General features: G+C 67.1%; 13 protein-coding genes. 5 read left to right on the forward strand and 8 right to left on the reverse strand.

The annotated features are described in order from the left end of the window. Positions 1 to 35: 35 nt before the first annotated feature. From ACFV9O_RS18560 to ACFV9O_RS18580, 5 genes are read right to left on the reverse strand one after another with little or no spacing between them, the layout of a single operon-like run. Complete coding sequence (locus tag ACFV9O_RS18560) at positions 36 to 422, reverse strand: RRQRL motif-containing zinc-binding protein (protein WP_385418971.1); 387 nt, start codon at positions 420 to 422, stop codon at positions 36 to 38. Next, the gene (locus ACFV9O_RS18565) at positions 422 to 1,075 is read right to left on the reverse strand and encodes a GGDEF domain-containing protein (protein WP_385418973.1); all 654 of its coding nucleotides are present in this window, start codon (positions 1,073 to 1,075) and stop codon (positions 422 to 424) included. The genes ACFV9O_RS18560 and ACFV9O_RS18565 overlap by 1 nt, the downstream gene beginning before the upstream one ends. Then, positions 1,072 to 2,031: a DUF2637 domain-containing protein gene (locus ACFV9O_RS18570; protein WP_385418974.1), complete on the reverse strand. Its 960-nt coding sequence runs from the start codon at positions 2,029 to 2,031 to the stop codon at positions 1,072 to 1,074. The genes ACFV9O_RS18565 and ACFV9O_RS18570 overlap by 4 nt, the downstream gene beginning before the upstream one ends. Next, the gene (locus ACFV9O_RS18575; RefSeq protein ID WP_385418976.1) at positions 2,028 to 2,354 is read right to left on the reverse strand and encodes a DUF6303 family protein; all 327 of its coding nucleotides are present in this window, start codon (positions 2,352 to 2,354) and stop codon (positions 2,028 to 2,030) included. The genes ACFV9O_RS18570 and ACFV9O_RS18575 overlap by 4 nt, the downstream gene beginning before the upstream one ends. After that, entirely contained in the window at positions 2,351 to 2,650 is a 300-nt protein-coding gene (locus ACFV9O_RS18580) for a hypothetical protein (protein ID WP_385418979.1), read from the reverse strand. Before ACFV9O_RS18580 ends, ACFV9O_RS18575 begins: the two co-directional genes overlap by 4 nt. 444 nt (positions 2,651 to 3,094) lie before the next feature. Here ACFV9O_RS18580 and ACFV9O_RS18585 point away from each other — a divergent pair, with 444 nt between their 5' ends. From ACFV9O_RS18585 to ACFV9O_RS18600, 4 genes are all read left to right on the forward strand, one after another. Beyond that, entirely contained in the window at positions 3,095 to 3,478 is a 384-nt protein-coding gene (locus ACFV9O_RS18585) for a GntR family transcriptional regulator (protein ID WP_385418981.1), read from the forward strand. 233 nt (positions 3,479 to 3,711) lie between these two features. After that, positions 3,712 to 4,725 carry an AAA family ATPase gene (locus tag ACFV9O_RS18590; protein ID WP_385418984.1) on the forward strand — a complete coding sequence of 338 codons (1,014 nt, stop codon included), beginning with the start codon at positions 3,712 to 3,714 and terminating at the stop codon, positions 4,723 to 4,725. Then, complete coding sequence (locus ACFV9O_RS18595; RefSeq protein ID WP_385418986.1) at positions 4,722 to 5,309, forward strand: guanylate kinase; 588 nt, start codon at positions 4,722 to 4,724, stop codon at positions 5,307 to 5,309. Before ACFV9O_RS18590 ends, ACFV9O_RS18595 begins: the two co-directional genes overlap by 4 nt. Next, complete coding sequence (locus ACFV9O_RS18600) at positions 5,306 to 6,157, forward strand: DUF1932 domain-containing protein (RefSeq protein WP_385418988.1); 852 nt, start codon at positions 5,306 to 5,308, stop codon at positions 6,155 to 6,157. Before ACFV9O_RS18595 ends, ACFV9O_RS18600 begins: the two co-directional genes overlap by 4 nt. 146 nt (positions 6,158 to 6,303) lie before the next feature. On the opposite strand, the gene ACFV9O_RS18605 is transcribed toward ACFV9O_RS18600, so the two are convergent. The 3 genes from ACFV9O_RS18605 to ACFV9O_RS18615 all read right to left on the reverse strand — a co-directional run bounded on the left by ACFV9O_RS18605 (position 6,304) and on the right by ACFV9O_RS18615 (position 9,836). Beyond that, entirely contained in the window at positions 6,304 to 7,095 is a 792-nt protein-coding gene (locus ACFV9O_RS18605; protein ID WP_385418990.1) for a hypothetical protein, read from the reverse strand. A 66-nt stretch (positions 7,096 to 7,161) separates the two neighbouring features. Beyond that, on the reverse strand, positions 7,162 to 8,361 hold the full coding sequence (locus ACFV9O_RS18610) for a DNA cytosine methyltransferase (protein ID WP_385418993.1): 1,200 nt from the start codon (positions 8,359 to 8,361) through the stop codon (positions 7,162 to 7,164). Between the two features lie 458 nt (positions 8,362 to 8,819). Next, a complete protein-coding gene (locus ACFV9O_RS18615) occupies positions 8,820 to 9,836 on the reverse strand; it encodes an HNH endonuclease (RefSeq protein WP_385418994.1) in 1,017 nt (338 codons plus the stop codon). Positions 9,837 to 10,084: 248 nt separating this feature from the next. On the opposite strand from ACFV9O_RS18615, the gene ACFV9O_RS18620 reads away from it, so the two are divergent. Then, positions 10,085 to 10,294 carry a hypothetical protein gene (locus ACFV9O_RS18620; protein WP_385418996.1) on the forward strand — a complete coding sequence of 70 codons (210 nt, stop codon included), beginning with the start codon at positions 10,085 to 10,087 and terminating at the stop codon, positions 10,292 to 10,294. The last annotated feature ends 443 nt before the right edge of the window (positions 10,295 to 10,737 follow it).

Consider the following 10,737-nt stretch of genomic DNA (forward strand, 5'->3'; position numbering starts at 1 on the left):
AGGCATCCGGGCCCGACTCGCGACGTTGTGCGGGGTCAAGCGGCGCGCTGTTCCTCGGGATAGGCACACGGGACGCAGATGCCGAGCGTGGGCGGGATGACGTATCCGGCATCCCGGCGGCAGGCCGGGCAGGTGCGGCGGGCGAGCATCGCCAGGGCGAGCGCACCCCACTTGCGCGACGTCATCGGCCGCACCGGCTTCGCCAGGTCGACCCGGTACAGGTGAGCGACCATCACCCCGGTCTTGCGCCGAGTCGAGCGGCGCATGAGCTGCGCGGCGACGGGCTGTCCGCCGGGCCGCAGCCCGCGGGCGCGGAGCTGGCGGCGGGTGGCGTAGCCCTCGGGGGCGAGTCGCCACGGGTAGGTGGGGATGCCGTAGCGGGCGCCGGTCGGGTCGTAGCACGGACCGTAGGCCGGGGACATCAGGCGGCCCTCCCCACCAGCGGCGGGGTGGTGCGGGCGCCCCGACGTCCCGAACGCCGACCGGTGACGGTGGCGAACAGCCTGCCGAGCCCCGCCCGGCGGACGCCGGCACGACCCTGCTTCGCCGCATACATGGCCTCATCCGCCCGCCCGAGCAGCGCGGACAGGTCCTCGCCCGGGAAGTCCGCAGCCCGCACCCAGCCCAGCGACACCGTGGTGCGCGCCGCGGGGTCCTGGCCGTCGACGGGGCGGGCGAGCACGCCGTGCAGGACCGCGAGAAGGTCGCCCACGGTGCCGTGCCGGTCGATGACGACCGCGGCGAACTCATCGCCCCCGAGCCTCCCCACCACACCATCCGTGCCGACGTAGTGGGCCAGCCGTTCCGCGGTCGCTCGAAGGAGCGCGTCTCCGGCGGCGTGGCCGTGGGTGTCGTTGATTTGCTTGAAGCGGTCGACGTCCGCGAGGACGACCACCGCCCGCGGATCGCGCAGCAGGACGGTGGCGCGGCGAGTGAAGCCCTCGCGGGTCCGCAGCCCGGTGAGCGGGTCACGGCGAGCGGTGTGCAGGCTCCGGCGCAGCCACCGGGCGTGCACGGTCCACCCAGCCGCGAGCGGCCCGGCAGCAGCAAGAACGGTTAAGAGGGTGCTGCTCATGCCGCCGCCCCCTCGAACTCGACGGGGCGCCGCGCCTCTGTCCGCTCGGCGAGGAGCGCATCCCGCACGGTGCGGGAGTTGGCAGCCGAGCAGCGCAGCGCGGTCCGGATCTTCTCGGCGTTGATCGCCTCATCCGGCCATGTGGCGGTGGCCTCCCGCGCCGCGGTCAGCAGTTCAGCCGCCGTGCGTGTGGCCTTCGCCTTGGTGCTCGGCTTCCGGCTCCGGCGCGGCTTGGGCGCCACGTCGTTCGACGCCTCGGGCTGCGGCTCCGTGGTCGGGTCGGCGTCGACCGCGGCCGGGGTGAGGTCCCCGAGCTTGAGCAGGACGCGGGTGCGGTGCGGGGTGTGCTTGCGCCACCGGCGCCCGTACGTCTCGCGCAGCTCGGCGCGGGCAAGCTGCCGTTCCTTCTCCCGCTCCAGCGCCTCGGTGTATGAGGTGATCTCCCACAGCGTCATCCGCCGCCACAGCGCGAACGTGGAGGGGAAGGCGAGCAGCCACCGGCCGAACCGGATCTTGTCCATCCGTCGGCCGGTCGCAGCCCCGATGCGGACGGCGTAGATGTGGGCGCCGATCTCGGAGAACACGACCCACAGCAGCGGCATCGTGCCGTGGGCGACCTTCGCCCACATGCCGTGCCCGGCGGCGACGTTCAGCCCGCAAGTCACCAGCGTCAGGACCCAGGGCACGAACCGCACCCACGCGAGCGCCATGTCCATCCGGATCAGCAGCAGGTTGGCCACTGTGAACACCGGGATCGCCACGTCGATCCCGACTGGCAGCATCCACGGCGAACTGAACCCCCACCGGGCCGCAGCCTCGGACACGGCGTCGAACGACGCGACCAGCCCCAGGGCGCCAACGCCAGCCGCGGCAAGCGCGCCGACACCGGCAAGCCCCATCTCCGGGCGCGTCAGCGGCGGAACCGCCGGCCACTCTGTGCTTGTCGTGGTCGTCATGCCGCCCCCTCGTCCAGCGGCCGGATCTTCGCCGCGGCCGTCACGGTCACCCGCACCGGATGCGGGTGGTATCCCGGACCGGTGTCCTCGGTCCACTCCCAGTCCGCACCGTCCTCGAGGACGTAGCCGAGCGAGGCCAGGACCTCCGCCCGCTCCCCCACGCTCGGGATCTCCGTCAACGTCGGCCACGTGAAGGTGGGCCACTCGCTCACCAGCCCGGGCAGGGCCACGAACAACTGCCAGCACGGCCCGGCAGTCCGGGCCGGGACCGTCGTCCCGCAGCAGCGCAGACTCATCTGCGCCCGCAGCACCGGCCCGCTCACGCCGCCACCGCCTTGCGACCACGCGTCCGGCGCCGGGCTATGGGGCGGCGCACCAGCGGGGCGACGTTGAACAGTTCCGGCGCGAACGCCTCGATCGCCTCAGCGGCGACCCGGGACACGTCGTCGGGCAGGCTCGGGTGGTCGGCGAGGATGTCTCGCGCCGCGTCCAGCCGGGCCGCGCGCTCCATCTCGCTCTCGCCCTCCACACCCAGCCACAGCTCAACCGGGGTACCGAGGGCGAGTTCAACGAACTCGGTGGCCGTAACAGCCACATGACCAGCAACGATGTTCTTCATGGGTCGTGCTCCTCATCAGGTGGGAACGGCCCGAACAGCGGCCCCGGTGTTCGAGCACCGGGGCCGCGCGCCGTTGGAAACCAGGGATTCCGGCTCCCCTCAGCCCCGCCCGCGCAGCACGACGTGCCGGACGGGCGGAGGAGGCAACCGGCCGCGGCAGGCGCCGCGAATGGTCGGGGTTGCGCTGTGCATCACGCGGAGACCGCGTGGCCGCCTACTTGGCCGAGGAGAGGCGGCGTGATCCCCATTCAGTTGTCAAGGAACGGCGGCTCCTGACGAGTGCGGTAGCCCCTGGTCAGGGCTCCCGTCTGCACGGGACTCGTCAGCACCACCATCAAACAACCTAGGTTGTTTGGCTGGTCCAGAAACTACCTAGGTAGCTTTGGAGCGTCAAGGGGGGCGTGCGTCGGTCTCAAAGCGACCTAGGTTGGATACGCTCTAGTCATGGACTGGAAGTCGGAGACACCCCCGACCGCGAAGGACATTGCGGCCCACTACAGAACCGAGATCGCGGTCGGCGCCTACGGCCCAGGCGCACGACTGCCCGGCGCGCAGGGCCTCGCCAAGAAGCTGGGGGTAGCGCTCATGACGGTCCAGAGCGCGTACCGCCAGCTTGCTGAAGACGGATTGGTCGAAGGACGTCCCGGCAGCGGGACCTACGTGGTCGACGTAAAGGAAGGCGAACCGTCGGTTCAGCAAGCAGCCGCGAGCCTCCGCGACCTCCAAGAGCAGATGCGGCACGCCACGGCCCGACTGGATGACCTCTCGGAGCGGCTTGCGCAGCTTGAGGCGGAGCGCGTATCCCTCACGCCGCGTGCTGGCGAGTGAGGCGCCGGCGAGCCTGAACCGGACCATCGTGGCCGCGTAGTGACGCATGAGCACCCTCCCGTTCGGATGTGCTCCAGTTCACCGCTACGGCCGGAAAACCAGTATCACGTTTCGCTACCTGAGATTTCTCCGGCGGTTTTATACATCCGCTTACACATGCGCTATCACGGATTTCCATGGGACTACTCGGACCGCTACACTCGCGGCTCTGACTAGCTATCTAGGAGGGGCAGATGGCTCGGAAGCACCCGGATTGGCAGCCCGATCTTCTTCGAAAGCACAGGGAAGAGATAGGGCTCACTCTGGAAGACACAGGGGAAAAGCTCCGCGAAATCGCTGAGCGTCACGGCTTCAATATCGCCGCGAACTTCCAGACAATCTGGGGCCACGAGAAGGGTTCGGTCTACCCCGGTCCGCATTACCGCCGGGCGTATTGCCGCCTCTATCGGCGCAACGAAGCCGAACTCGGCTTCCGTCGAGCTCTGCCCGGAGAGGATGCCCCCGTGTCCGTCCCGGCGCCCGCTTCCACAACGCGAAAGCTCCCTGACCAACCGCAAGCAGTGCGACAGGCACTTAGCAGCATCCGCGAAGGTACTGACGACGTGGACAGCGAAGCTCTGCGCAATCGCGTCATTGACGCGTGGAGCCGTCGCAGCACGGGAGGGAGTCTCGATGGCCCGTCCGTCGTCCTGGTCGGCGGATTCGCCGGGTCAGGTAAGTCAGAGTTCGCCAAATTTCTCGGCGGTCTTACAGGCTGGCCCATTCTCGACAAGGACTCATTGACACGCCCCCTGGTGGACCAGCTCTTGATTGCACTCGGCGGCGAAGCGCACGACCGAAGCTCCGCGCTGTACCGAGAAAAGGTCCGGCCGCTCGAATATCGCTGCCTCATGGAAGCAGCGTGGGACAATGTCGATTGCGGAATCTCCACCATCCTCGACGCGCCATTCATTTCAGAGTTCTCCCAAGCTGACTGGATGCAGCGCTTCCAGAATCGTTGCCGCTCAAAGCGGGTGTCGGTAGCGACGATATGGGTTGAGTGCGACCCTGAGTCCATGCGGGAGTACATCGAATTCCGAGGTGCGGCTCGCGACGCCTGGAAAATGGAGGCGTGGGAGGAGTACCTTTCCGGACTCGACCTGAAGATGCGCCCGCAGGGCCCGCACTACGTGGTGGACAACCGGCTTGGAGCTGCTGTGGCCCTGGTCGATGAAGCGCGAGACGTCCTAAGTGGAGGCGGGCTGTGACCCCAAGTGGCGTCATCCTGTATGGCCCTCCGGGCTCTGGCAAGGACACGATCACGGCTGAACTGTCCTGCCTCCGGCCGGAGTTCACTCTCTTTCGGCGCCTCAAAGCAGGTTCTGGTCGGACCACGGGCTATCGGCTGACTACGGCTTCCCACATTGAGGAGCTAGCGCAGGCCGGAGAGCTGCTGTATCGGAACGCGCGCTATGGAGCTGAGTACGCCATCGATCGCGCGGAGATCGCATCGCTCATCAGTGCCAGCCGCATCCCGGTGTTGCACATGGGTCAGATCGCCGGGGCTTCCGCGGTTGTAGCCTTCCCCCTCCACTGGGTCAGGGTTCTGCTGTGGTGCCCTTTGGAGGTGACACAGACGCGGTCCGTCGGCCGCGGGGACAAGGACGTTGAGGCCCGGTTGAAGGTCTGGCACGAGACGCGGGAAGACTTGTTGGCTCACTCCACCGATCCGTGGACGCTGACGATCCGAACTGACCAGCTCTGCCCTGCCGAGTCGGCCGTCGCCATCAACGACGCGCTGACATCGGGGGCGGTGGCCGAGCCCTGGAACATCAGGGAGCTGGTCGGATGACCACCCTCGGGATCCTGCATCCGGGCAGCATGGGCGCTGCTGTCGCCGCTCAGGCAAGGCTCGGCGGAGCAGAGGTCTTGTGGTGCCCCGCCAGCCGCAGCGCGTCGACCAGGGAGCGAGCCGAGCGATGCGGGCTCACCCCAGTGAGCGGTCTCGCCGAAATGGTCGAGCACGCCGACATCATCCTGAGTCTGTGCCCGCCGGCCGTCGCCGAGGACGTCGCTCGGTCCGTCGCGGCGCACTCGTATGCGCGTATCTACGTGGACGGAAACGCAATCTCGCCCGCCACGATGGCAAGCATCAGCGCCATCATGCTGGAGCACGGGGCAACGGTGGTCGACGGCTCCGTCATCGGTTCGCCCCCGTCGGAGTCGACGAGCGCACGCCTCTATCTCTCTGGGCCGTCGACGGCCCTGCCACCCGTGGCGCAGGTCTTCGCTGGGAGCGCCGTTCAGGCCCACGAATTGCCGGGCGGCATCGGGCGGGCGTCGGCGCTCAAGCTGTCGTACAGCAGCTATCAGAAAGCGAGCCGCGTCCTCGCGGCTGTCTCGTACGCACTGGCCCGCGACTACGGGGTAGAGGCCGAGCTGCTCGACATCGCGCAGGGCCGTACGACCAGCTACCTCGCGGAGACGGCGTACATCCCAAAAGTGGCGGCGCGCTCGTGGCGCTGGGGCCCCGAGATGAAGGAAGTGGCGCACGCCCTCGAAGAGGCAGGACTACCTTCGGACCTGGCCACCGCGTCGGCCGCGGTCATGAGCCGGTGGGACAGCCTCAAGGATTCACCCTCAGGCGTCTCCCAGGTACTCGATCAACTGCATGCACCCTCGGAGGGCGAACCCGCCTAGGCTCCCAGTTTTCGCAGCGCATCGCAGCGACGGGCGAGGCCCCACCGTGCGCGAAATCGGTGCGACCGTGGGGGGTGTTCGCACGAGGACCACCTCGGCCCGCCGAGCGAAGGATGAGCGGCAGGCCGAGGTGGGACAGTACGAGGTCAGATCATCGAGAACCGCGCGTCGTACTCGTGTGCCATGCGCTGCAACATCGAGTCGTAATGCAGTACGTCGTCATCCGCCGGTGCCGGCGGCGTGGTAACCAACCTGCACGGACTGATTCCGTCGTTGGTCATGTCCACTACGACGATCCCCAAGCCGTCAAAGCCCTGTGAGCTGTGGTGGCTGCGCCGAGGAAGGCCGGTAACCTGCGCAACAGCCCGTTCCATGGCATGGGGCTGCCGGTGCTTGTTCGGGCCGGGGTGCGCCCTGTTGGTCGGGCTGTAGAACTCATCGGCGGCGTTCACCATGAAGAACCCGATCGAGAGAGCCTGGCTTGAGTGCCCGTGCACGATCTGGTGACTGGAGTTCAGCTCGTCGTAGAGCCGCGGAAGAGCCTTGATGTGCTCGGTCATGCACGCCTTGGCTTCCAGCGCCACAAGGACATTGCCGACAGGTCCCTCCTGGATGAGGGGAAGGTCGTCCAGAAGTGCCTGCTGCTCAGGGGAGAGCTCGATCCCATGCTTGTCCGCGATCGTCTGAAGCGTACGCGGCCTCCTCGGAGGAGGCGCGCCGGCCTTGGGACGGCAGAGCACGAGGTCGAGCCTCTTCTGCTTTTCCGGAGAGAAGCTCCTGAGAGTGTGGTTGATGCCGAAGACCACCTTGCCCGCCTCGACGTGAGAGCGCAGTACGTCGCTGTTCAGCATCATGTCGAACAAGATCCCCCAGCAAATGAGCTGGCCGTGCCGGTCGCTGCGACCGTGGTACTGGAGCATGTTGCCCTCGATGGGCACGGCCCTGCTCAAGCTCCTCGTGAGAATGTCTACGGCTTCCAAGTCCCACCCCTTTCGGGGGGAACCCTACCGGTCGCAACTGACTGCGATTGGAGCTTTGTTCGTAGGGTCCATCAGCTCGACGTGCTGCTTCATGTCGAGGAGGAAATCCTCGTCGAACTTCAGCTTGGCCCTCTGGGTGCGTGAGTAGAACCCGGCGGCAGCACGGTAGCTGAGCGGAGTCAGCCCGCCCCGGTCGACAAGATCCATGAGGGGGGTGTACTCACGGTGCACCGGCCACATGGAGACGTAGGAACGCCACCGCTTGCCCCTGTGTCCCCAGGCTGCCGTGGGCCACCGGGCGCTGTCCGACATCAGGTCGGCTTCGGACTCGTCGTACTGGCCCGGGCTGAGGAGCCGTTCGCCGAGCCACTGCGAGACGCCGACCGTGACCGCGTTGCCGACCAGCTTCCAGCGGTCGCGCCCGCTCTTCTTGTCGGCCGTGGCTTCGTTCAGGGTCCAATCCTTGTCGAAGCCCTGAAGTTGCTCGACGTCCGTGATCGACGGAGTCACGATCCGGTGCCCGGGGGGGTTGCTGGGAATCCATATCCCCGGCGGCGAGGGAATGCTCAGCCCTGAGCCCCCCTTGACCGTGGGCGTTGCGTCCCGTGCCCACCCCAGGCCGGTGAGCCCCTCGGTCCAGTAGAAGCCATAAGCGTTGGTGGCTCGGTCCTCCTCGTCCGGCTCGCCAGCATCGTCGGTGAAGAGGACGTTGCGAGGGTCTTCGTCGCGGCTGGCCACGAAGAGAACGCGCTGGCGGCGCTGCGGCACGCCTGTAAAACGGGAGTCCACGAGTCGGTACGCCCACGAGTAGCCGAGGGCTTCGAGCTCCTGAACGAGGTGGAGCATCGCTTTGCCCTTGTCGAGCACCAACATGTTTCGCACGTTCTCCAGCACGAGCCACCGCGGGTGGTGCTGCTCCAGGAGGCGGAAGACGTGGGAGACAAGGCCCGACTGCTCGCCTGCGATACCCGCCGTGCGGCCGGCCTGCGAGAGGTCTTGGCAGGGAAAGCCAGCGGTGACGACGTCGATGTCACCGGGCAGAGCCTTGAGGTGCTGGACGTCCGGCTCAAGCGGGACGTCGGGGAACTGCTTGGTGAGAACGGCCTGGGCCGGAGCCCACACCTCGCAGAGCATGGCTGTCTCCAGCCCGGCCCGCTTCAGACCGAGCTCAAGGCCTCCCACACCCGCGAAGAGACCCGCGACTCGTAGGGGGTTCTGGCTCACGTCTACCTCATTACTCACGGCGGAGATCCTGTCATATGGGTCTGACACCGCAGGCCAGAGTATTCGGCACTGCCCGTCAGGATGGCGTGATGTCTTGCGCTGCTGTGATCCGGCTGGCCGGAGGGCGCCGCCGAGGTTGGATGCTGGGGTGTCCGCGTATGTCGGCAGTGTGGCCGTGGCCACACATGTGCCAGACCGGGTTCCGTATTGCCCCAGGTTCGGATGACCAGGGGCTCACTCCGGATCGACCCGGGGGCCAAACAGGGGGCCAATGAGGCGAACACCCGGAGACAGCCGTGGACGGTGAAGGACAGTGGCCAGACCGAAGAACCAGGCCTAAGCCCACCAGCACCAACCCGGGGAGGGCGTGTGATCGCGTTCGGGACGAAGCGGCCCCTGCCACGGCCGCGCCGGTGGCAGCGGGCCTGCTGCCGTTGCCGACGCGCGTCAGTAGGCACCTACGCTTGAGGGACGGGGCCCGGCCCTCTCAGTGAGCTTGGCGCCACCAAGGCGCGGAGCTCCTCGGGCGTGGGCCAGGGGGCGCTTCGGTGGATCATGCGGTGGCAGTTGGCACAGATCAGGGCGAGCTCTGAAAGTTTGGTGGGACCCTCACCCGCCACGTGGAGGGGGACGACATGGTGGCACTCTATGTAGCCGGTACCGCGCTCCCCGTAGACTTGCTCGAAGTCGAAGCTGCAGACCTCGCAGGCCAGGCTTCCCTCTTGCCTTAGCGCGGCCTCGATCTTCTTCTGCCGCAAACCGCGGTTGCGCTCGCGGGTCATGTGCCGTCGCAGGAGCAGGCGGCCTTCAGGCGCCTCGAAGTCGTGAAGTTCGTCTTCCGGTATCGGCGTCTCATCGAAGGAACGGTTGCTCACCCCGGCTCGTATGAGCCGGGCAGCAGCTGCCATTTCCAAGGGTCTTTCGATGAAGGCCTGTATGACCTTGAGGTCCGTGGCGCCGCAGTTCGTACGCCTGCCGCGGTAGTCGGGATGGTTGGTTGCGAGGTCACTCGTCTTGCGCGCGACGCCGTTCGGGTTGCGGAACTTCTCGTTGCGCGTGGCTGGATGGTGGATCGGCATCAACTGGAGCAAGGCGGAGAGTTCGATGATCCGAGGGTCAGGGGCGTCTATGCGCTTCCATCCGTTCTCGGCCGTGAGCGCGCAGGCAAGCACCACCTCGTCCCATGCCCAATCCGGGTTGCGCACCGACACGACCCGAAAGCCCACCCGCTGAAGCCAGGCGACAGCCGCCGCCTTACCGCCCGACAGCTCGTCGTTCTTCAGCGCCCGCCCGTACTCAAACTTGTGCGCCACGCCGGCAATCGCCTTGGAGTCATACTGCCGTCCCTCGTGCACGAGCACGTAGTCTCGCGCCGGGCCGTAGTGGTAGGTCGTCCGGAACTCGTCAGGACCGAGGCGGTCGTACTCCCCGATTGCCCCCAGTACCGCCTCACGGCTGAAGATCCCCTTCTTCATGACGAGCAGCGTAAGTCAGGAAGTCGAGACGCAAGGGCCCCATGCAGGGATTCAAGGCAGTGAGCCAGCTACGGGTCCCCCGCCGAACGCATCTCACGAGTGCCGCGCCGACCCTAAGCGCTGTCCCGTGACTGCTGCCTACTCGGCCACCATGCACGAAAAGTTCTTCAAGCAGTGCATGAACGGCGAAGGCCATCCTCTGCCATAGTCCGGCTGCGATCACTCCGAGCCCGGAGCACCCTTGACTCATGGCCGCGCCCATCGTCGTGCACCAGCCGTCGCCCTCTGGGGGCCGGCGAGTCACCGTGCGCGGGGAGATCCTCGGCCTCGCTCACGACGACAGAGACGTGATCGAGTTCCTGCGGCGCGCTGGCCTTCCCGACGCTTGGGATCTCCTCGACGATCCGAATTGGGTCGAGTGGAGGGGCGGCCACGCACATCAGTGGGACGCGGCCTGACCCACACGTGGCGGCGTCCTCCCGCGCACGGTATGCGATAGAGATTGGTGGCGCCCGAGACTGCCCGACGCAAAGCCGCAGTTCAGACCACTCTCGCGTACTGGTCACGTCATGCCCTCCGGAGCCGTGTGCGCAGGTTCGAATCCTGCCGGGGGCACCCTTGATGAGGTGCCCAAAGACCCCGCCACCAGCGAGAACGCTGAGGACGGGGTCTTCGCGTATGTGCAGGCGTGTGCCGCCCGGAGCGGCCGTATGCCGGGGTCCGTGGACGAGGCGTGGACGGGATCTTGAGGCATCGTCGCAGGTGAGCCCCAGGAAAACAGGAAGACCCCGGGACAGCTCCAGGGGTGTCGGCAACGGCTGAATTTGGGACCAGTTCGAACGGTTCAATCGTGAGCCATTGTGCGGCCTCGGTGGTTCGTCAGTCGTTGTCGGTGGCGGTG

This window comes from Streptomyces sp. NPDC059909, assembly GCF_042730885.1.
Classification (GTDB): Bacteria; Actinomycetota; Actinomycetes; order Streptomycetales; family Streptomycetaceae; genus Streptomyces.

Excerpts from the sequence above, each read along its gene's own strand:
- ACFV9O_RS18560 (WP_385418971.1), bottom strand. The coding sequence starts at position 422 with ATGTCCCCGGCCTACGGTCCGTGCTACGACCCGACCGGCGCCCGCTAC.
- ACFV9O_RS18565 (WP_385418973.1), bottom strand. The coding sequence starts at position 1,075 with ATGAGCAGCACCCTCTTAACCGTTCTTGCTGCTGCCGGGCCGCTCGCG.
- ACFV9O_RS18570 (WP_385418974.1), bottom strand. The coding sequence starts at position 2,031 with ATGACGACCACGACAAGCACAGAGTGGCCGGCGGTTCCGCCGCTGACG.
- ACFV9O_RS18580 (WP_385418979.1), bottom strand. The coding sequence starts at position 2,650 with ATGAAGAACATCGTTGCTGGTCATGTGGCTGTTACGGCCACCGAGTTC.
- ACFV9O_RS18585 (WP_385418981.1), top strand. The coding sequence starts at position 3,095 with ATGGACTGGAAGTCGGAGACACCCCCGACCGCGAAGGACATTGCGGCC.
- ACFV9O_RS18590 (WP_385418984.1), top strand. The coding sequence starts at position 3,712 with ATGGCTCGGAAGCACCCGGATTGGCAGCCCGATCTTCTTCGAAAGCAC.
- ACFV9O_RS18600 (WP_385418988.1), top strand. The coding sequence starts at position 5,306 with ATGACCACCCTCGGGATCCTGCATCCGGGCAGCATGGGCGCTGCTGTC.
- ACFV9O_RS18615 (WP_385418994.1), bottom strand. The coding sequence starts at position 9,836 with ATGAAGAAGGGGATCTTCAGCCGTGAGGCGGTACTGGGGGCAATCGGG.
- ACFV9O_RS18620 (WP_385418996.1), top strand. The coding sequence starts at position 10,085 with ATGGCCGCGCCCATCGTCGTGCACCAGCCGTCGCCCTCTGGGGGCCGG.